Genomic DNA, 20,682 nt, shown 5'->3' on the forward strand with positions numbered 1-20,682 from the left:
GCGCCGATCTGAGCGGGCTGGCGGATGGCAACCTGACCGTGGTGGCCAGCGTCACCGACGCGGCGGGCAACCCGGCCAGCGCCACCGACGACACCACCTTGCTCGACACCACCGCCACTGTGGCCCCGACCGTGGTCATCACCGAAGACAAGAACAACGACGGCGTCATCAGCCGCACCGAGATCGACGGCACGGTGGGCGTGCAGGTCACGCTGCCGGCCGGCGCGGTGGCAGGGGATGTGCTGACCGTGACCGGCCAGGCGCCGATCACCCTGACCCAGGCCCAGATTGACGGCAAGTTCCTGACCTTCGAGTACCCGCGCCCGGTACAGGGGGGCTCGATCGAGGTGGTTGCGACGCTGACTGACAAGGCGGGTAACGTCTCGCCGGAAGGCAGTGACAGCGCAACCATGTATGAAAATAGCGCCCCGCAGGGTGACGATGTCAGTGTGACAACACGGGAGGATACCCCTGTCTCAGGCAAGCTCACGGCGAGTGATGTAGATGGGGATACGTTGACCTTCGTGAAGGCGAGCGAGCCTGCCCATGGAACGGTCAAGGTCGACGGGAAGGGCAACTGGACCTACACGCCCGGCCAGGATTACCACGGCTCCGACAGCTTCACGGTCACGGTCAGCGACAGTAAAGGGGGTAGCGACACCATCACGGTCAATGTGGGCGTAACCCCGGTGAATGATGCTCCCGTGCTGGTTGATGATAACGGCGCCCCGCTGGGTGAGGACATGAGTGTCACCACACCGGAAGATACTCCGGTGTCGGGCTCACTCAAGGCCAGCGATGTGGATGGCGATAAGTTGACCTTTGTGAAAGACAGCGATCCGGCCCATGGTTCGGTGATGGTTGATAAACAGGGGAATTGGACCTACACCCCGGACAAGGACTACCACGGTTCCGACAGCTTCATCGTCATGGTGAGCGACGGTAAGGGCGGGCGTGACACCATCACGGTCAATGTCGGCGTGACCCCTGAGAACGACGCTCCGGTCACCGAAGGAGGTTATGCCGCCGGGGTTGAAGATCAGCCCCTCTCTCTGAAATGGGATGATTTCAAGGCGAGCGATGTCGATAAGGATGCGCTGGCACTGCGTATTACCTCACTGCCCCGAGACGGCGCGCTGCAATATCGTAACGACCAGGGGCAATGGGTGGCTCTGGCTGTGGGGCAGGTGCTGAGTAAGGCCGATATCGATGCGGGTCGTCTGCAATTCGTTCCCGATCTGCACGAGGCCAGTGGCTCTGCGTCTCAAGTGCAGGATGGCGGGGCGTTGGGCAATCGTCAGCCTGATTATGCCGCCTTCGATTTTGTCGTGACCGATGGCCAGAGTGACAGCTCGGCAGGCAAGTTCGTGATCGATATTCGACCTGTCAGCGATGGCGTGCTGCTCAAGGCGACGTTGCTTCCGGGCGGTGGTACGGGGGCCGAACTGGTGACTGCGGCCGAGCATTTGATTGCCGGCAAGCAACCCAATGCGAACGCGACAAGCGGTAACGATTATCTGGTTGGCCACGGTGGGCAGTGGGTACTGGGCAATGGCGGTAACGACGTCATCAAGTTTGGCAGCGGAATAGCCTTCCAGGCTAATGGCGGTGAGGGCAATGACACCATCATAGGTGGCGCCAGTGTGCAGGATTACCTCAATGGTGGAGCCGGCAACGATGTCTTGATTGGCGGCAAGATAGCCAGTTCCTCTATCACTCTGATCGGTGGGGATGGCAATGACAAGCTGATCTCCCAAAGTCTGAAGGCGACCACCAGCTACTACGGTGATGCGGGGCAAGACACTGTCTATTTACCGGGAAGCATGGGCCAGCTCAAGTTGGTCACGACCGGCCTTCCGCCCAGCTGTGATTTTCTTCTGGAATATCGTGACCCCGCGACTGGTGCCACGACCAGACATGACTTCTATAGCGTGGAGACCGTCTACCTGAGCGATGGCAAGTACCAGTTTGAGAGCGGTACTCTGGTGAAGGCTGCAGACCTTATCAAGCTGAACATTGACGTCGATCTGATTGATTCGGACGGTAGTGAGCGATTCACCAATGTGCTGATTAAGGGGCTGCCGGACGGCGCCACCCTGTCACAAGGGAGCAAGCAGGCCGATGGTAGCTGGGCTCTGCCGGCATCGGCCCTCGATGCAGAGGGTAAGACCTCGCTGCAACTCGAACTGCCGGTGGGTTCCCCTGCACTGAAGTTGACCGTGATTGCCGGCTCGCAGGAGTACAGCAGCTCCGGCCTGGCAGTGGGAGATCCCGCCAGCACTACGCTGGACCTTGGCTTCTTCGGCAAGGCGGCGGACAACCCCAACGGTGATAACCGGGTCGAAGGAGGGGCAGGTGATGACGTGCTGCTGGGGGACATTGGTGGTGTGAAGAGCAATGTGACCCCCGGCAAGAACTACAACATTGCGTTGGTGATCGATACCTCCGGCAGTATGTCGGAAGGGTTGAATGGCCGCACGGCGATGAATGGCACTTCCTCTAAGATGTCGCTGGTGATCGAGGCCCTGCAAAAGCTGGTTGGCCAGCTGGCCGTGCATGATGGGACTGTGAACGTCAAGCTGATTGGGTTCAACGACAGAGCCACTAGCCTGCTGGAGATCTCCGATCTCAATCCGGCCAAATTGGCCAGCTTGCAGAGCCAGATCAGCAAGCTGACTGCGGGCGGTGGTACCGATTATGACGATGCCTTCCGTGAGGCATCCAGGTGGTTTGCAACGTCTCCAGGTAGCGGTTCGGGCAAGGTGTTCGAGAACCAAACCTTCTTCCTCACCGATGGGGAGCCGACGAGCAGCATCAACGATGCTCTGAGAGAGTTCGCGACCCTGTCTGACCAGAGCAGCGTCAGGGCTATCGGCATCGGCACAGCCGTCAAGCAGGATACGCTGGAATTCTTCGATAACACGGGAACGCTGGGCCTTGGCGGTAGCAAAGACTCGGTAACAGTCAACTTGCTCTATGGTTGGGGCATGAACGGCAATGGTGGCCGCGACTACATGCAAGGTTGGGTAGCATTGACCGACAATAAAGACCACGCGGGAATGCAGAAAGCGACGGTTCACTACACGCCAACGCTACAGGTTTCCTATGGTGAGCAGGCCAGTTTCAACCTCGGTGTCGATGCCCGGATTAATGGGGGAGACAAGTCTCACTACTGGTTTGAACGCTGGGATAACGGGCGCTGGGTGCGGGCGAGTGACGTGTCGGAGGTCATGGGGGATATCACTAGTCCCTTACTCGGCGAAGGGTTCTATCGCGTAGCCTTCTCTATTTACGAGAATGGTAATGGTAATGACGCGCTTCTCTTTGTGAGGGATGAGGCTAGCAAGACCTTGTATTTCCCGACCGGCGAGGTGGACATCATCACGCAGGCCCATCAGCTGGAAGCCTTGTTAACCAAGGGGTCGGTGACCAATACGCCGGCGGAGGTGGGGAGCGATACCGTGCTTGGTGGCGAGGGCAATGACATCCTGTTTGGCGACAGCATTAACACCGATCACCTGCCGTGGGGAGTCGATGGAAATCCGGCCAAGCCGGCGGATTGGGTCGATGGACAAGGTCTGGATGGTCTCAAGGCGTTTCTGACGCTCAAAGAGGGCAGTGCGCCCAGCGAGGTGGCGATTTACAACTATATCGAAGCCCACCATGGGGATCTGGAAGTGTCCCAAGACACGCGAGGCGGGGACGATATCCTGTACGGTGGCCAAGGTAACGACATCCTGTTTGGTCAGGGCGGGAATGATATCTTGTTTGGCGGGGCCGGTAGCGATCATCTCTACGGCGGCGTTGGTAACGACATCCTGGTTGGCGGGCTTGGCAACGACATTCTCAAGGGTGATGCCGGATCCGACATCTTCACCTGGTTGAAGGGGGATGCCGAAACAGGCAAGGTGGCCAAGGACTACATCGTTGATTTCAGCAAGTCGGAAGGTGACAAGCTGGATCTGAGCGATCTGCTGGATCACGATGGTTCTCATAACCAGAACGATCTGAAGAGCCTGCTCTCCGTGTTTGAGGACAAAGAGGGAGTACATCTGAAGGTCCAGGAGAGCAGTACAGCGCCCGTGACCCAAGAGATAGTGCTGACAAACCATACCTTCGACAGTCTGACCGGGGGCTCAGGCACCACGGCCAATCAGGTCATCGACTACATGTTGCAGAACAACATGCTCGATATCGACAAGTAATCCCGGTTAGGGGTAACAAAAAGCGGCAGAGAAATCTGCCGCTTTTTTATTGATCGAAGAGCGTGAAATCAGTTGCCGAGGGTAGCGAACAGGCTCTGCTCCAGGGTGCCGCGAGAGACGCAGACCGGCTGGATGGAGGGGGCGGGCACGCGCTCGCCGGACGACTCGACGAAGAACAGCTCGGTGTTGCCTTTGACGTTGACGGTGGCCACGCTGTTGTTGCCGCTCTGGGTGATGATCAGGTTGATCTGCAGGTTGGGGTTGCCCAGTGCGACCTTGGCACCCATGGTGCCGCAATCGAGCCACTCCAGCCCGTCGGCGGCCTGGCTCACGCTGGCGGTCATCAGACCGGAACCACGCTGGCTGTTCTCGATGCTCAGACCATGATCCGCGAACCATTTCTCGGCGCGCGCCCATACCAGATCCACCGGGATCGCCATCTCCTGGGTGTTGTTGGTGGCCTTGGCAATCGGCGGATTGTAGCGATATGCCTCACCACCATTGTTGTCACCTGCACAACCAACCAGCAGCAGCGCCAGGGCGCCCCCCATTATTTTTTTCATTTTTCTCTCGTCCATAAACAGGCCATTGGCCAACCGGTGCCCATTATCGCCGGCGCGCCATTTTCTGTCAGCAGGCATCCTGCATCCAACGTCTCGTCAATTTGTCCGCCGCTTTACAAAATGAGTTGTCTATCATAGATTTGCTCGAAATTCCTCCATAAGCGCCTCCGTGAACAACATCCTCACTCCGGATCTGCTGCAACAGATCATCGACCACTTGCCCATGAGTATCTTTTGCCGGGATAAGCAGGGGCGTTATCTGTTCGTCAATCGCCGCTTTGCCAGCGAGGCACAATGCGCCTCACCGGCGGAGCTGGTTGGCAAGACGGATGCACAGATGCCCTGGGGGGATGTGTTTCGCAGTGAAGACGAGAAGCTGCTGGCAGAGGGGATCCCCCTGCTTAACCAGCAGCTCTATTGCCAGAACGGGGAGCGGGGCAGCTGGTCGGAGACCCACAAGATCCCCCTTTACAACGAGGCGGGGGAGCCCTGCGCCGTGTTTGGCGTCGTCAACGAAATTGCCGAGCGCAAGTCACTCGAGGAGACATTCAGGAAGCAGCAGCTGTTGCAGCGCTTTCTGCTCGATGCGATCCCGGATCTGATCCGTTTCGATGACCACAACGGTGTCTTGCTGGAGTGCAACCAGGCGTTTCTCGACTTCGTTGGCCACAACGCCGAGGAGGTACTGGGTCAGCAGAGCCAACATATTCTGGCGGCACCTCAGGGTATGGGGCCCGGAGAGTGCTGCCTGCTGGATGCTCGTGGTCAGGGGAGACACATGGATATCACTCGGGTGGATGTGCCCGGTGGCGATGGCCACTCCCTGGGAACGCTGACCCTGGGGCGCGACATCACGGGCCTGCGCACCACCCAGGCCCAGTTGCAGCAGGAGCAGCATTACGACAGCCTGACCGGGCTGCTCAAACTCTCCCGTTTTTTGCAGACCAGCCGTCATCTCGGCACCCGTAACGCCACCCTGGTGCTGATCGACCTGCACCATTTTCGCGAGATCAACGATCGCTTCGGGATCCGGATCGCCGACCGCCTGCTAAGCCAGGTGGCCAAGCGTCTGCAGCAGCTGGCGCCTCCCCGTACCCTGCTCTGCCGGGTGGCGGCCGATGATTTTTGCCTGCTGTTGCCCGAGCTCAGCGAGCCGCTCTCGACATGGTGCCGCCATCTTCAGAAACAGCTGATGGAGCACTACCTGATTGAGGATCACCGCATCCAGATCCCGGTGTTTCTGGGGCTGGCCCAGGGGCGGGCGGGCGATGCCGAACGATTGCTGAGCCATGCCGAAGCCGCCCTGGCGCAGGGCAAGCAGTTGCAGCAGAACTACACCCTGTTCGATCCCGCACTTCATGCCAGGCTCAAGCGGCGTCAGCTGATCGCCTCCCAGTTGCCGCTGGCCATCAAGGCCGCCCAGCTGGTTGCGGTCTACCAACCCATCATCTGCACCCGCAGCCATCGGCTGCATGGTACCGAGCTGCTCTGCCGCTGGCCCCATCCAGAGCTTGGGATGATCTCCCCCGAGGAGTTCATCCCGCTGGCGGAGGAGATGGGCCTCATCGGCCAGCTCGGTCAGCTGATGCTGGAGCAGGGCTGCGCCCAGTTGGCCCAGTGGCAAGCGGCACTGCCGGACATGGTGCTCTCCATCAACCTGTCACCGCTGCAGTTTCGGGATCCGGGGTTGTGCGAGCTGGTGCAGGGCTGCATTGCCCGGCACGGGCTCAAGGCAAGTCAGCTGGAGCTGGAGATCACCGAAGGGGTCTTGATGGAAAATGCCGACGAGATAGAGACCAACCTCGACAATCTGCTGGCCGCCGGTTTTCAGCTGGCCATCGACGATTTCGGTACCGGCTACTGCTCGCTCGCCTATCTGCCCCGCCTCAAGGTGGCGACCCTCAAGCTGGATCGCAGTTTCACCCAGGGACTGGAGAGCAACACGGCCACCGCGGCCATCATTCGCTCGGTGATTGGCCTGGGTCATGAGCTGGGGATAGGGATCACCGCCGAAGGGGTGGAAACCCCGGAGCAGCAGCAGTGGCTGATGGAGGCGGGGTGTGATCGGCTGCAGGGGTATCTCTTCAGCCGCCCCCTGCCGCCGGAGGAGTTCGCCGCCACCTATCTGGCGTAACGCCCCAAACAACAAGGCCACCTGACGGTGGCCTTGTTGTTTGATGAGGGGACATCACTCCTGGAAGTAAGTGCCCCAGCCATCGTAATCCACCCCGTATTTCTCGAGGATGGGCATCATCTTGGCGATATCGGCGACGATCGCCTCGACATTCAGCTTGCTCTCGCAGGTGGCATCGAAGCAGAAGATGGTGGCGCCGTCATCCAGCTCCATCTCCTCGGCATCGGTTACCTCGAAGCCGGCCTTGAACAGATCGACCGCGGCCTTCTCCAGACGGTCGAAGTCCTGGCAGGCGAAGTGGTGCTCAATGTCGTAATCCGCATCGGGATTGCTGCCGTCGGCCAGCAGTTCATTGACGATTTCGGTGGTCTCTTCACGCCACTCTTGCATATTCAGACTCATGTTGCCTCCAGGCGTTATCATTGCGGCAAAGCATACTCGCAGAGTGCATCCGGCTCAATGCGGCAGATCGGTGGTGGCAGGATAATGTTGCTGGCAGGCCCCCGTATCACCTTGAAATGGTGAATAACTGCCCGTTACGTTCAGATGTTGAGCGAACGCGCTTTTTATCTTGCATGGCGGTTGACACCCGGCGCCGGAAAGGGTTTAATGCGCGCCGTTGCCCAGATAGCTCAGTCGGTAGAGCAGGGGATTGAAAATCCCCGTGTCGGCGGTTCGATTCCGTCTCTGGGCACCACAATTCCTCCTTAGTTCAGTCGGTAGAACGGCGGACTGTTAATCCGTATGTCACTGGTTCAAGTCCAGTAGGAGGAGCCAAATTCGAAAAGCCCGCTCAATCGAGCGGGCTTTTTTCGTTTATCAGTTGCTGTTGCAGGCGGCCAGAAACAGGGTAGCCCCGCAGGTGGCGCCGAACACCAGCATGCCGGTCTGCAGCACGCCGCCAGGGCTTGCCATCTTTTCCTTCTTTCTGACCCTGATCCACCTGGGTTTCATCACGCTCTTCTCTCTTCTCTCTTCTCTCTTCTCTCTGCTCGCAGTGTCCATCGGCCTGCACTTTACGTGCCGGCGTACGTGCCGGCGAGCCATCTTGGTCGAAGGCAACATGGACGTCAATCGTCCTTGGCGAAGATGTTTCCGGTCGCTGTGGCTTGCGCCATCCTGAGTGTTTAACTCATTGTTAATGTTTTGAAAAACCGAAGTGACCCGGCATCTTTGCAACGTTATGATGAGACCCTCCATGTTCCCATCCTGACGGAGAGATCCCAGATGAACAGCCCCCTGCACTATGTCCTGGACGGCATCCATTGCGAGCCGCATTTTTATACCGTCCCGCTCGATCACGACGATCCGGATGGCGACAGCATCACCCTGTTTGCCCGCACCCTCTGTCGCAAGGACAAGCTGGATGACAAGTTACCCTGGCTGCTCTATCTGCAAGGGGGGCCGGGCTTTGGGTCACCGCGGCCGACCGCCAACAGCGGCTGGCTCAAGCGGGCGCTGCAGGAGTTTCGGGTGGTGTTGCTCGACCAGCGGGGGACCGGCATGTCTAGCCCGATCCATGGCCAGCTGTTGGCTGCCATGACGCCGGCGGAGCAGGCGGCGTACCTCAGCCATTTTCGTGCCGACAACATAGTGCGTGATGCCGAGTTCATCCGGCTGGAGATCTCTCCTTCCCATCGCTGGAGCCTGCTGGGGCAGAGCTTTGGCGGCTTCTGCTGCCTCACCTATCTCTCTTTGTTCCCGGACAGCCTGCGGGAGGTCTACATCACGGGGGGCGTCGCCCCGATCGGGCGCAGTGCCGACGAGGTGTATCGCGCCACCTATCAGCGGGTTGTCGACAAGAACCGCGCCTTCTTCGCCCGCTTCCCCTATGCCCAGGGCATTGCCAACCGGCTGGCCACCCATCTGCACCAGCACGATGTGCGCCTGCCCAACGGCCAACGGCTGACGGTGGAGCAGTTCCAGCAACAGGGGCTAGATCTGGGGGCCAGCGGCGCCTTTGAAGAGCTCTACTACCTGCTGGAAGAGGCCTTTATCGGGGAGCAGATCAACCCGGCCTTCCTCTATCAAGTGCAGGGGATGCAGCCGTTCAACACCAATCCGCTGTTTGCCGTGCTGCACGAAGCTATCTACGCCGAAGGGGAGGCGACCCGCTGGGCGGCCGAGCGGGTCCGAAGCGAATACCCCCTTTTCGACTGGGAACCGGGCAAGGACTTCGCCTTCACCGGCGAGATGATCTTCCCCTGGATGTTCGATCAATTCCGCGAGCTGGTGCCCCTCAAGGAGGCGGCCCATCTGCTGGCACAGAAGCGTGACTGGGGCCGGCTCTATGATCCCGCCCGGCTGGCTCGCAACAAGGTGCCGGTGGCCTGCGCCGTCTATGCCGAGGACATGTATGTGGAATTTGATTACAGCCGCGATACGCTGCGCACACTGGGCAACAGCCGCGCCTGGATCACCAACGAGTATGAGCACAACGGCCTGCGGGTCGATGGTGAACTGGTGCTCGATCGCCTCATCGCCCTGAACCGGGATCGCTGATCCGCCTTGGGTTGTGTTGCATGAAAACAGGGGCCTGATGGCCCCTGTTTCTATTGCTCAGCTCTTGACCACCGGCTTCGGGGTGTCGGGCTGGGAGGGGGGCAAGATAGGCAACACTATTTGGGGTTGTTCACCGGTCAGGCTCTTGAGGTAGGCGGTCATGTCTTCGGCCTCCTGATCCGTCAACTGCTGGCCCAGCTGGATATCGGCCATGATCTGCACCGCCTCTTTCAGATCCCAGATCGAGCCGTCGTGGAAGTAGGGATAGGTCAGCTCGATATTGCGCAGGGTGGGCACCTTGAACCAACCGATGAACTGCTTCTCACCGGTGACGGCTCCGCGCCCCTGGGCCGGGTTGTCGGTCTTGAACGGCTTGACCAGCCCCATCTTCTGATAGGAGTTGCCACCGATGGCAGCGCCGTTGTGGCAGGCGGTACACCCCTTGTCCTTGAACAGCTGATAGCCCTTGAGCTGCTGCGCCGTCAGCGCCTTGCTGTCGCCCTTCAGCCAGCGATCGAACGGCGCATTGGGGGTGACCAGGGTCTCTTCGAAGGCGGCGATGGCATCGGTCACCTCCTTGATGTCGAACTCTGCCTTGCCGTAGACGGCGTTGAAGCGGGCGCGGTATTCGGGCAGGGTGCGCAGGGTCTCCACCGCCAGCTTGTGGCTGAAGGCCATCTCCAGCGGGTTTTCGATGGGGCCGGCCGCCTGGGCCTGCAGATCCTTGGCCCGGCCATCCCAGAACTGCACGAAGTTGAGGCTGGAGTTGAGCACGGTCGGCGAATTGATCGGCCCCTCCTTCCACTTGTGACCGAGGGAGCTGACCTGGTTGTCCACGCCCCCCGTGGCCAGGTTATGGCAGGAGTTGCAGGAGATGGCATTGGATTTGGAAAGTCGCGGCTCGAAAAACAGCATCTTGCCCAGTTCGACTTTTTCCGGTGCGCTCACCTTGGCTGCTTCTATGGGTTGAATGGGTTCGCTTGCCCAGCCCATCCCGGGCAGGGCCAACACCATTAACAGACAATATTTATTCATTCTTTTTCTCTCCCTTTTGGCTGTGCCTAACAGCAGCCCCAGCCTGACCGGGAAAGCCTGGTTGTTATTTGCTCAAGATCAATTGGGCACAACAAAAATCACATTAAAAACAATGAATTGGATAATTGCGGACGGACTGGTGGCGGGGTCTTGCGAGGAAAAAACGTGCGAATTTCTGACCAATAATTTATGGCCTAATTCATCGTTTCCCATAGCCAATTAATTAGATTGCTACCATTGAATAAAGCGATTATCCAATATGCAGAGACAGCGAGTTTATTAATTAGATCTATTTAAAATGCATTATTAAATGCCATCAATAACTCGACTGCTAATAATAAATATTCCGGTCTGAACCACTGCACCCTGCATTCCAGAAATGCCGCCCTCTTTACCTGCCTCGATGAGGAGAGGGGCGACCCGCTTTTCAATCAAGATAAGGATGCATGATGAAAACGTCTCTGCTGGCTTGCAGCCTGTTGCTTGCTCTTCCCGCGTTTGCTGCGGCCCCGCACTGGGAATACAGCGGGGCGGCTGGTCCCGACCACTGGGCCAAATTGACGCCGGAATTCAGCCCCTGTGCGGGCAGCAACCAATCTCCCGTGGATCTGACCGGCCTGGTCGAGGCCGATCTGCCCCCTCTGGTGTTTCACTACCGTACCGGGGGCGAGTCCGCAAGCAACAACGGTCATACCGTGCAGATCGGCTATGCCCCGGGCAGCACGCTTGAGCTCGATGGCATGAGCTTCGAGCTCAAGCAGTTCCACTTCCACGCGCCGAGCGAGAACCATATCAAAGGGAAATCCTATCCGCTGGAGGGGCATCTGGTACACGCCAATGGCAAGGGGGAGCTTGCCGTGGTGGCGGTGATGTTCGAGGTGGGCAAGGCCAATCCTGTGTTGGCCGAGGCGTGGCGGCAGCTGCCAATCAAGGCGGGTGAGAGCCATGCCCTCAAGGCACCGGTTGCGGTCGAGCAACTGCTGCCCGCCAAGCGTGACTACTACCGCTTCAGCGGCTCCCTCACCACGCCCCCTTGCTCGGAAGGCGTGCGTTGGCTGGTGCTCAAACAACCGGTCGAGGCCAGCCAGGCCCAGATCGATGCCTTCAAGGAAGTGATGCACCACCCCAACAACCGGCCGGTGCAGCCCCTTAACGGCCGTGTCGTCCTGCAATAAGGAATGAAGAGGGGGAAATAGAAAGATGCCAGTCAGCGTTTGCCGACTGGCATCTTTGCTTATGGCTGCGAGTTGTCCCAGCGCCGGAAGATAAGGGAGGTGTTGATGCCGCCAAACGCGAAGTTGTTGGACATCAGGTATTCGATCTCCGGCAGCTCGCGGCCCGCCCCCGTGATGTGATCGAGGGGGGCACAGGCCGGATCCGGGTTGGCGAGGTTGAGGGTCGGAGCGAACCAGCCATCGTGCATCATCTCCAGCGACAGCCAGGCTTCGATACCACCGCAGGCCCCCAGGGTATGGCCGAAGTAGCTCTTGAGGGACGAGATGGGGGTCTGGTCACCGAAGATGGCGGCGGTCGCCAGACTCTCGGCGATGTCGCCGCGCTCGGTGGCAGTGCCGTGGGCACTGATGTAACCGATCTGCTCGGGGGTCAGCCCCGCCTGATCCAGCGCCATCTGCATGCACAGCTGCATGGTCTGGCTCTGGGGCTGGGTGACGTGGGCCGCGTCGCAGTTGGTGGCAAAGCCCACCAGCTCGGCGATGATGGGGGCGCCGCGCGAGAGTGCGTGCTCCAGCTCTTCCAGCACCAGGGTGCCGGCCCCCTCACCGATGACCAGGCCGTCGCGATCCCGGTCAAAGGGGCGCGGGGTGAGCTCGGGGGTGTCGTTGAGCTGACTGGTGGCGAACAGGGTGTCGAACACCACGGCTTCGGAGGGGCAGAGCTCCTCGGCGCCGCCCGCCACCATCACTGTCTGGTAGCCGTGGCGGATCGCCTCATAGGCATACCCAATCCCCTGGCTGCCTGAGGTGCAGGCACTGGAGGTGGGGATGACCCGACCGCGCAGGCCGAAGAAGAGGCCGGTATTGACCGCCGCCGTATGGGGCATCATCTGCACATAGGTGGTGGCGGTGATGCTGGCGGTGGTCTTGTCATTGAGCATGGCGCCAAAGGCGCTGATGGGGGCCGTACTGCCGGTGGAGGAGCCGTAGGCGATGCCGGTGCGGCCATCGGTCAGCACAGGATCACCCAGCAGCCTTGCCTGCTCCAGCGCGAGCTCGGTGGCCACGGTGGACATCTCGGAGACGCGACCCATGGCGCGGGTCTTCTTGCGCGGATAGTGGGCCGGCAGGGAGAAATCGGTGATGGGGGCCGCCAGCCGGGTGTTGAGCCCGTCGTAGACGGCCCACTCCGGCATGGTCACCACGGCGCTGCGTCCTGCCTGCAGGCGTGCCTTCACACTGGCCCAGTCGTTGCCAAAGGCGGTCACACCAGCCATGCCGGTGACGACGACACGTCGGTTCATATCAGGCCTCCGTTGATGGAAATCACTTGCCGGGTCACGTAGCCGGCGATGTCGGACATCAGGTAGGAGACCAGACCTGCCACTTCGTCCGCCTGTCCCATCCGCTTGAGGGGGATCATCTTGAGCGCCTCGCTCTCTACCTCGGGGCTCACCATGCCGGTGTCGATAAGGCCGGGGGCCACGCAGTTGACCGTAATGCGCCGCTTGGCCAACTCCAGTGCCAGCGCCTTGGTGGCGCCGATGAGGCCCGCCTTGGAGGCGCTGTAGTTCACCTGGCCACGGTTGCCCATGATGCCGGAGACCGACGACAGGGTGACGATGCGCCCGCCGCGGCGCAGCCCGATCATCGGCATGATGCAGGGTTTGAGCAGGTTGTAGAAGCCGTCGAGGTTGGTGTGAATGACGTCGTCCCACTCCCCGTCCGTCAGGGCCGGGAAGGCGCCGTCGCGCACGATACCGGCGTTGCAGACCACGCCGTAGTAGGCGCCGTGCTGCTCGATGTCGGCCTCAAGGCGCTCGCGGCACTGCTCCCGATCGCCGATATCGAACTGGATCAGGCGCCCGCTCCCGCCCTGGGCGACGATGTCGTTGAGGGTCGCCTGGGCGCCCTGCTGATCCCCGTGATAGTGGACCACCACGGCAAAGCCGTCGGCGGCCAGTTTCAGGGCGATGGCCCGGCCAATCCCCTTGCTGGCGCCGGTTACCAATACGGTCGAGTTCATTGTGACTGGGTCTCCAGTAAGTCTGTCAGTTGGGCCGTCGTGGGCTGGTAGGTGCTCAGGCGCGCCTTGGCGCACAGGGTCTCACCTTGCAGGATGCGGCATTCGAAGCTGGCCATGCCGGCGTCCTGCAGCAGGCAGTGCGCCTCGATGCGCAGCAGGCTGCCGGCGGCAAACGTGGGCAGCTGGCTCTCGTATTTGCGGGTGCCGAGCAGCATGCCGATACGCACCGGCTCGCTACGCTGATGCGCCTGCAAGCCGGCCCAGGCGGCGATGGTCTGGGCCATCAGCTCGATGCCGCACCAGCCGGGCAGATTGCCCTGTGCATCGAGCAGCAGGGCGTGCCGCTCGCCCACCCGGGTCTCACAGCTGATGCTCTGCGCCGCAAACACCGTGACGCGATCGAGCAACAGCATGGGCGCCTGGTGAGGCAGCAGTTGTTCTATGGGAGGAAAAGTCATGGTGCCTCTTTGCCAAAGATAAGGCTCACGTTGTTGCCACCGAAGGCAAACGAGTTGGACATGATGATGCGGGCCGCCCCGGCCTCCCTGACCAGCGTGAGCGGGGCAAGACTCGGGTCTTGCTCTTCCCCTTGCGGGGGCAGCGGCAGGGCGCGCTCCAGGAGCAGGCAGCACAGCGCCGCCTCGGTGGCCCCGGCCGCCCCAAGGGTGTGGCCGGTCAGCACCTTGGTGGAGCTCACCGCCACCCCGTGGGGGAAGAGGCGCGACAGGGCCAGGCTCTCCATCTCGTCGTTAAGACGGGTGGCGGTACCGTGGGCGTTGACGTAGTCGATGCGCTCGGCCTCGAGACCGGCGCGCGCCAGCGCCATGCGCATCGCCCGCTCGGCCCCTTCCCCTTGCGGGTGCGGCGCCGAGATGTGCCAGGCATCCGACGACTCCCCATCCCCCAGCAGGGCCAGGGGGGCGGGATCGCGGCTCACCAGAAACAGGGCCGCTCCTTCGCCGATGTTGATGCCGTCGCGCTCCGCCGCAAACGGACGGCAGCGCCGCTCGCTCAACGACTCCAGGCTGTCGAAACCGTTCAGGGTGAGGCCGCACAGGGCGTCGGCACCGCCGACCAGGGCCACATCGGCCTGGCCGCTCTCGAGCAGGCGGCGCGCCGTGATAAAGGCCCGCGCGCTCGACGAACAGGCGGTCGAGATGGTCATCGCCGGTCCCAGTATGCCCAGATGCTCGGCAAGAAAGGTCGACGGGGATCCCAGCTCCTGCTGGGCATAGTCGAAGCGGGGCGACATCGCTTCACCTCTTAGCTGCGCCGCCACGGCCACCTCGGCCTCGCCGATGCCGGAGGTGCTGGTGCCGAGCACCAGGGCCACCCGATCCGCGCCCACCCGGCTGATGGCCGCGCTCACCTCGGCTTCGATGTCGGCCAGGGCGGCGAGCAGCAGTCGGTTGTTGCGCGAGTCGTGGCGGGGCTGCGCCACCCCGGGCAGCGGATCGCTCACCCGTCCCACCGGCGAGGTGCGGCCATCGACCAGGGTCCAGTGCTCTTTATCAAGGGGGCTCTCAGCCCGGCTATGCCACCCGTTGAGGGCGTCGCACACCGCCTCCTTGCCGCGGCCGAGGGCATTGATAAGGCTGTAGGCGTGAATGTAGAGGGTCATGGGGCCAGGCTCTCCAGTGTCAGGGCATAGCCGAAGCGGTGCTGGGTCAGGCTGACCGGCTCGCGCTGGCCCTGCCAGGTGTGGTAACGGATCTCGGTGACCAGCTCTCCGGCGGGGTCGGTGAGGCGCCGGAGATCCCCCTCGTCCTTGAGCTGCCAGCCGGCGGGCAGGCGGGGCTGCCAGTCGGCCACGGGCCAGTAGCAGAGCATGACATCCGCCAGCACCTGGGCGGGGGGCGGCAGGGCGTTACCCGGCAGGGGAAGCAGGCGCTCGCTATGAATGCCGCTTCGATCGTACTGCACCTTGAACAGGCGTGCCCCGGTGGGCATCAGGCCGACCAGGGTGATCCCTTGCGGGCCCGCCTCCAGGGCGGTGAGCAGCTGGTACTGCTTGCCCTGGGCGCTGGCCAGCAGCAGTTGCTGGCGGGTGAGAGGTTTGGCCAGGGTGGGCGCCGGCAGCGACAGGGGGACGTTCGGGGCGATAAAGGCCTCCACCCCCTGCCGGCTGCTGCAGCCGCCCAGCAGCAACAGCAAACACATCAGATATCTCATCATGACTCCGCAGCCGGCCGCGGGGCCAGCACCATGGGCGATAACAAAAACGCGGTAAAGATCCCGCCGCTCAGCACTATGCCAAAGCCGGCGATGGCCGGGGTGTGGCTAAGCGCCAGCAGGCCGAAGGCCAGCAGGGTGGTGAGGTGGGCGAGCAAAATAGCCAGCAGGGTCGACTGCTGGCGTCCCGGGTCCTCGCCGCAGTGGGCGAAGAAGAGGCCATAGTCGATGCCGATACCGAAGATGAGGCTCAGCGCCAACACCCCGAAGAGGGTCAGCGGCTGCTGGCTGAAACCGAGCAGGGCCAGCCCCATGGCGATGGCCAGGGCGTTGACCAGCAGGATGCGCGCCGCGACGCGCCAGCCGACGCGCCGCCAGAGCAGCCCGGTCACCAGCAATACCGCCACCAGCAGCAGCTCGGCCAGCTTGAGGCGATAGTCGGCGAAGAGCTGGCTCCACTGGCTGCGCTGATCCTGCCACACCACACCATCCAGTTCGGTGGCGAGGTTGGCCAGGGCGGCGGCGTCGTGAATACCGGCGAGTGGCACCCAGATGCCGATCCGGCCATCAGGCAAGGAATGCCAGAGCAGCCGGCTGCCCTCGCTGACCGGGCTCGCCAGCCAGGTCTCTGGGGTAAGCGGCGAGAAGGGGCGTCCCTTGGTCTCCACCGGCAGGCCGGCCCCCTGGAGCGCCGCGATGACGCTCGGTTGCAATTTCATGATGGCGTGATGGTCCGCCTGCTGGCGGGCCAGGGAGGGGAGCCACTGGCTGATGGCGACGAATTGCTCCAGCTGTCCGCGCTGACGGGCCTGCTCGAGGTGGCCGGCCAGGGTCTCGAGGCGGGTGAGGGCCTGCTCGTCATCGCGTCCGACCACCAGATAGCCAGTCATGCCCCCCTGCTGGCCAGTCAGCTGCTGGATCTGGCGCTCCTGCGCCTGCAACTGGTGCGGCAGGGGTTGCAGCTTCTGGATGTCGTCATCCACCACCAGGCGACTCACGCCGATGGCGCTGATGACGAGAACCAGCAGCGGTAGCCAGCGGCGCAGGCCAGCGGGCTCGCGCCAGGCGGCAATCCAGCGCGCCTGCCAGCGGCGGATGGGGAGCGGCCCCTGTGACAATTCCCCGATCCAGGCCGGGAAGAGCAGCAACACGGTCAGGAAGGCGGCCAGCAGGCCGGCCAGGGCGCAGACCGCCAGCTGCTGCAGCCCGGGGAAGGGGGCGAGCCAGAGCAGGGCATAACCGATGAGGGTGGTGAGCAGGGCCAGGCTCAGGCCCGGCAGCAGGTGGGCGCGGGTCTGGGCCGGCGTCTCGTGGCCGTGCAGACGCCGCTCGCTTAGAAAGTGGAGCGCATAGTCGATGGAGATGCCGATGAGGCTGGTGCTGATCACCAGGGTGAAGACGTGGATCTCCCCGAACACCAGCAGCACGGCGCCGAGCCCCCACAGCATCCCCGTGGCCAGCGGCAACAGGGAGAGCAGCAGGGCCCGCGGCGAGCGAAACGCCAGCCAGATGAGCAGCACCACGCCAAAGAGCGACCCCAGGCCGATGGTGGAGATATCCTGCTCGGCCAGGGTGCTGGCGTGCTGGCTATAAAACAGGGTGCCGCGACGCAGCAGCTCGGCTCCGGGGTAGTCCTGTTTCAGCTTATCTTCGGCGCGAGTCAGCTCGGCCAGCAGCTGCCGGTTGCGGGCCATGTCGAAGGCCGAGAGGTTGAGCTCGGCGCGCACCAGATACCAGCGCCGGCCATCGGCCCCCTGGGCGCTCAACCAGCCCTGTTCGCCAAGCTGCATCGGGCTCTTCTGTTCGAGCACGGCGGCGCGGGTCAGCAGCATGGGGTCGGCCTGCCATTCGGCCCGGGAGACGCCGCCGAAGGGGGAGTAGATCTGTCCCAGCACCCACTGGCTCCAGACGCTGGCGCCCCCCTCCAGCCGCGCCCGGGCGGCCGGGGTGAGGTGCTGCCACGCCATCTGCTGTAGATAGGCTTGCCAGGCGGGTGCTAGCTCGGGCTGGGCCCCCTTCACTTGCGCCAGGGCGTCGATGGCTTGCAACTGCCGGCTCCACTCGGTCGCGGCGGCCTCACCGTCTTTGCCAGGAGGCAGGCTCACCAGCCACACCAGCTGCCGGTCCAGGTTGGCGAGCAGCCCGGCGCGCAGCTCGGGGTGCCACTGCTGATGCTCCTCTTTGGGCAGCAGGTCCATCACGCTGGTATTGAAACGGGCGCGGGGCAGGGCCAGCGCCAGAGCGATGCAGACCGCCACGCAGAGCAGCAGCCAGGTCCGCCCCAGCAGGCGCCAGTGTCGTTCAGTGAGCATCAAAGCGGGACTGCTCCTCAGCGCTCAATGGCAGGGGCTTGAGCTGCCAGTTGGAAAAGCGGATCAGGGTGACATCCCCCTGCCTGTCGTGGATAGCGAGGGACGTGAGCTCATGGCTCCCCTTGAGCACCAGGGTGGCGAAGACCTTGTCGAGGGGAGCTCGGATGGGCTCGAGGGTCAGGGTCCACTCCTCTCCCTCGCTGGTGAGGGTGTGGCGAAAATAGCTCGCCAGCGCCGCTTCGCTCGGGTCAAACAGGGCCAGCATCAGGTTGCTGAACTCCAGCAACTGGGGGGTGTCCAGGGTCTGGGTCGGCTGGCCCGGCAACTGCTGCACCATGCGGGTGGGGGTGAGCGTCAGGGTCAGGAGAAAGGGCTTTTGCTGCTGCCACCAGAGCCCCTGGCCCTTGACCAGCAGGATCTCGCCGCCGGATCGCAAGGGTTGGCTCAAGCCACTTATCTGGCGCTCCTGCTCGAAGCGGGCGCTGCGGGCATCGGCGGCGGTGAGCTGACGCTGCACCTCGGCCAGGGTGATCTGACCGGCCAGCAGGGGCCAAGGGAGCAGGGCCAGCAGCAGCCAGAGGCGCGTTATCACTCTGCCACCCCCAGCTTGTCGAGCAGCACCCGGGGCGAGGCGAGGCACATCTCGCCACTCTCCTTGCTGACCGCCACCTGCACCGTGTAGCCCTTGCTGGTGCGTTGATGGGTCGCGGGATCGTAGAGCAGGTAGTCAATCTTGAGGCGGTTCTGGTATTCCACCAGGGTGGCACGCACCCGCACCGTCTGGCCAAAACGCAGGGGCGCCACGTACTTCATCCGCACATCGATGACCGGCCAGAGGTAGCCGGAGGCCTCCATCTGCGGGTAGTTGTAGTCGATGCGATCGAGCAGGGCGCAGCGGGCCAGCTCGATGTAGCGCAGGTAGTGGCCGTGCCAGGCGACGGCCATCATGTCCACGTCGTGAAACGGGACTGTGACGTCGACTTCGGCGCTCAGTTGCCAGGGCTCAGCCATGGGGCACCTCGTCATAGAGCGGGTAGTGACGGGCCTGCAGGCGCCCCATCAGGGCGCGCAGCTCGGCCTCCAGCGGGCGATCTTCAGTCAGGAAGGGGTGATCCCGGCGCACCGCCTCCACCGTGTGAGCCAGCACCGGGCTAAGGGCGTCGGGCCCCTTGCCCTGCAGGGCGAGGCGCAGTTCCACCCCCTGCACCGCGGCCAGCAGGCTGGCACTCGCCACCTGCTCAGTCAGGGTCAGCACCCGCAGGGCGTCGCGGGCCGCTATGGTGCCCATGCTCACCTTGTCCTGATTGTGACACTCGGTGGAGCGGGAGAAGACGCTGGCGGGCATGGTGTGCTTGAGGGCCTCGGCGGTCCAGGCGGAGGCGCCGATCTGCACCGCCTTGAAGCCGTGGTTGATGAAGCGCAGCGATTCGCTGGCGCCCGAGAGGTTGCTCGGCAGCCCCTGATTGAACTTGGTGTCCACCAGCTGGGCCAGCTGGCGGTCGAGCAGATCGGCCAGGTTGGCCACCGCCACCTTCATGCTGTCCATGGCCATGGCGATGTGGCCGCCGTAGAAGTGGCCGCCGTGCATCACATGCTCCCCGTCACCGTCGATAAGAGGATTGTCGTTGGCGCTGTTGAGCTCGTTTTCGATGAGCTGGCGCCACCAGGGCAGGCTGTCGGCCACCACGCCGATGACGTGGGGCGCGCAGCGCAGGGAGTATCTGTCCTGCAGCCGGTTGCTGTGGTGGGGCAGCTCGCCGCTTTGCAGATCCGCGCGCAGCCAGGCGGCGATCTGCTGCTGGCCCGGGTGGGGTTTGGCGGCAAACAGGCGCTCGTCGAAGTGGAAGGCGTTGCCCTCCATGGCCACGCTCACCAGCGCCGTGATGCGGGTACACAGACGCATCAGGTAGTCGCAGCGGGCGAAGGCGAGGCAGGCGAGCGCCGTCATCACAGAAGTGCCGTTCATCAGCGCCAGCCCCTCTTTCGGGCGCAGCTTGAGCGGTGTCATGCCGAGTTCACGGTAGAGATCCGCCGCCGCCATCAGCTGGCCGTCCCGATAGAGATCGCGCTCTCCCACTAACGCCGCGGCCACATAGGAGAGGGGGGTCAGATCGCCGCTGGCACCGACCGAGCCCTCCTCGGGAATGCGCGGCAGAAGATCTTGCTCCAGCAGCCAGGTGAGGCGCTCGAGCAGGGTGACGCTGACCCCCGAGACCCCCTGCGCCAGGGAGTTGAGGCGGGTGGCCAGCACGGCGCGGGTGGCGGCCGGGCTGAGATTTTCGCCCAGGCCACAGCCGTGGAAACGGGTCAGGTGCAGGGGTAGGGCATCGACCAGATCGAGGGGCACGGCACGGGTGACAGAGTCGCCGTAGCCTGTGGTGACCCCGTAGATGACCCCCTCGTCGGCCAGCAGCCGGTCCAGATAGTCGGCGCCGCGCTGGATGCGGGCACGGAAAGCGGGCTCGGGGTTGAGCGTCGGGGTGGCGCGGCGCTCGGCCAGGGCGACCACCTCTTCAATGGTGAGGGGACGGGCCCCGAATACGATCTCGTGCATACCT

16 protein-coding genes and 2 tRNA genes are annotated in these 20,682 nt (G+C 62.8%); 6 read left to right on the forward strand and 12 right to left on the reverse strand.

Annotated features, from left to right (window positions below; all coding sequences use genetic code 11):
- Positions 1-38 precede the first annotated feature (38 nt).
- On the forward strand, positions 39-4,205 hold the full coding sequence (locus tag BN1123_RS20470; protein WP_156130662.1) for an Ig-like domain-containing protein: 4,167 nt from the start codon (positions 39-41) through the stop codon (positions 4,203-4,205).
- A 68-nt stretch (positions 4,206-4,273) separates the two neighbouring features.
- Here BN1123_RS20470 and BN1123_RS16405 read toward each other — a convergent pair whose 3' ends face one another.
- Positions 4,274-4,768 (reverse strand): hypothetical protein, encoded by a 495-nt coding sequence (locus tag BN1123_RS16405; RefSeq protein WP_042028326.1) that lies wholly within the window; start codon positions 4,766-4,768, stop codon positions 4,274-4,276.
- Between the two features lie 169 nt (positions 4,769-4,937).
- On the opposite strand from BN1123_RS16405, the gene BN1123_RS16410 reads away from it, so the two are divergent.
- Positions 4,938-6,902, forward strand: coding sequence for a sensor domain-containing protein (locus BN1123_RS16410; protein WP_042028327.1), 1,965 nt, complete (start codon positions 4,938-4,940; stop codon positions 6,900-6,902).
- A 54-nt stretch (positions 6,903-6,956) separates the two neighbouring features.
- On the opposite strand, the gene rraB is transcribed toward BN1123_RS16410, so the two are convergent.
- A complete protein-coding gene (rraB, locus tag BN1123_RS16415; RefSeq protein WP_042028378.1) occupies positions 6,957-7,292 on the reverse strand; it encodes a ribonuclease E inhibitor RraB in 336 nt (111 codons plus the stop codon).
- 231 nt (positions 7,293-7,523) lie between these two features.
- On the opposite strand from rraB, the gene BN1123_RS16420 reads away from it, so the two are divergent.
- From BN1123_RS16420 to BN1123_RS16435, 3 genes are all read left to right on the forward strand, one after another.
- Positions 7,524-7,599: transfer RNA gene (locus BN1123_RS16420), tRNA-Phe, on the forward strand.
- A gap of 4 nt (positions 7,600-7,603) precedes the next feature.
- Positions 7,604-7,679, forward strand: a tRNA-Asn gene (locus tag BN1123_RS16425).
- A 450-nt stretch (positions 7,680-8,129) separates the two neighbouring features.
- The gene (locus tag BN1123_RS16435; RefSeq protein WP_042028330.1) at positions 8,130-9,404 is read left to right on the forward strand and encodes an alpha/beta hydrolase; all 1,275 of its coding nucleotides are present in this window, start codon (positions 8,130-8,132) and stop codon (positions 9,402-9,404) included.
- A gap of 57 nt (positions 9,405-9,461) precedes the next feature.
- On the opposite strand, the gene BN1123_RS16440 is transcribed toward BN1123_RS16435, so the two are convergent.
- Positions 9,462-10,439, reverse strand: a complete 978-nt coding sequence (locus tag BN1123_RS16440) for a cytochrome-c peroxidase (protein ID WP_042028331.1) — start codon at positions 10,437-10,439, stop codon at positions 9,462-9,464.
- Between the two features lie 449 nt (positions 10,440-10,888).
- Between BN1123_RS16440 and BN1123_RS16445 the strand changes: the two genes are divergently transcribed.
- Positions 10,889-11,614, forward strand: a complete 726-nt coding sequence (locus tag BN1123_RS16445; protein WP_042028332.1) for a carbonic anhydrase — start codon at positions 10,889-10,891, stop codon at positions 11,612-11,614.
- Positions 11,615-11,673: 59 nt separating this feature from the next.
- On the opposite strand, the gene BN1123_RS16450 is transcribed toward BN1123_RS16445, so the two are convergent.
- Genes BN1123_RS16450 through BN1123_RS16490 form a run of 9 tightly spaced genes read right to left on the reverse strand, consistent with a single transcriptional unit; the run spans position 11,674 to position 20,678 of the window.
- Positions 11,674-12,918, reverse strand: a complete 1,245-nt coding sequence (locus BN1123_RS16450) for a beta-ketoacyl-ACP synthase (protein WP_042028333.1) — start codon at positions 12,916-12,918, stop codon at positions 11,674-11,676.
- A complete protein-coding gene (locus tag BN1123_RS16455) occupies positions 12,915-13,640 on the reverse strand; it encodes a 3-ketoacyl-ACP reductase FabG2 (protein ID WP_042028334.1) in 726 nt (241 codons plus the stop codon). Before BN1123_RS16455 ends, BN1123_RS16450 begins: the two co-directional genes overlap by 4 nt.
- Positions 13,637-14,098, reverse strand: a complete 462-nt coding sequence (locus tag BN1123_RS16460; RefSeq protein ID WP_042028336.1) for a hotdog family protein — start codon at positions 14,096-14,098, stop codon at positions 13,637-13,639. Before BN1123_RS16460 ends, BN1123_RS16455 begins: the two co-directional genes overlap by 4 nt.
- Entirely contained in the window at positions 14,095-15,261 is a 1,167-nt protein-coding gene (locus BN1123_RS16465; RefSeq protein ID WP_042028337.1) for a beta-ketoacyl-[acyl-carrier-protein] synthase family protein, read from the reverse strand. The genes BN1123_RS16460 and BN1123_RS16465 overlap by 4 nt, the downstream gene beginning before the upstream one ends.
- Complete coding sequence (locus tag BN1123_RS16470; protein WP_042028339.1) at positions 15,258-15,812, reverse strand: DUF3261 domain-containing protein; 555 nt, start codon at positions 15,810-15,812, stop codon at positions 15,258-15,260. The genes BN1123_RS16465 and BN1123_RS16470 overlap by 4 nt, the downstream gene beginning before the upstream one ends.
- Positions 15,812-18,127, reverse strand: a complete 2,316-nt coding sequence (locus BN1123_RS16475; protein WP_052449277.1) for an MMPL family transporter — start codon at positions 18,125-18,127, stop codon at positions 15,812-15,814. The genes BN1123_RS16470 and BN1123_RS16475 overlap by 1 nt, the downstream gene beginning before the upstream one ends.
- A complete protein-coding gene (locus BN1123_RS16480; RefSeq protein WP_042028382.1) occupies positions 18,114-18,713 on the reverse strand; it encodes an outer membrane lipoprotein carrier protein LolA in 600 nt (199 codons plus the stop codon). Before BN1123_RS16480 ends, BN1123_RS16475 begins: the two co-directional genes overlap by 14 nt.
- Positions 18,713-19,135: an acyl-CoA thioesterase gene (locus BN1123_RS16485; protein WP_156130664.1), complete on the reverse strand. Its 423-nt coding sequence runs from the start codon at positions 19,133-19,135 to the stop codon at positions 18,713-18,715. The genes BN1123_RS16480 and BN1123_RS16485 overlap by 1 nt, the downstream gene beginning before the upstream one ends.
- Complete coding sequence (locus tag BN1123_RS16490; protein WP_412149760.1) at positions 19,128-20,678, reverse strand: HAL/PAL/TAL family ammonia-lyase; 1,551 nt, start codon at positions 20,676-20,678, stop codon at positions 19,128-19,130. The genes BN1123_RS16485 and BN1123_RS16490 overlap by 8 nt, the downstream gene beginning before the upstream one ends.
- Between the last annotated feature and the right edge of the window lie 4 nt (positions 20,679-20,682).

This window comes from Aeromonas enteropelogenes, from assembly GCF_000819845.1.
GTDB classification, from domain to species: domain Bacteria; phylum Pseudomonadota; class Gammaproteobacteria; order Enterobacterales; family Aeromonadaceae; genus Aeromonas; species Aeromonas enteropelogenes.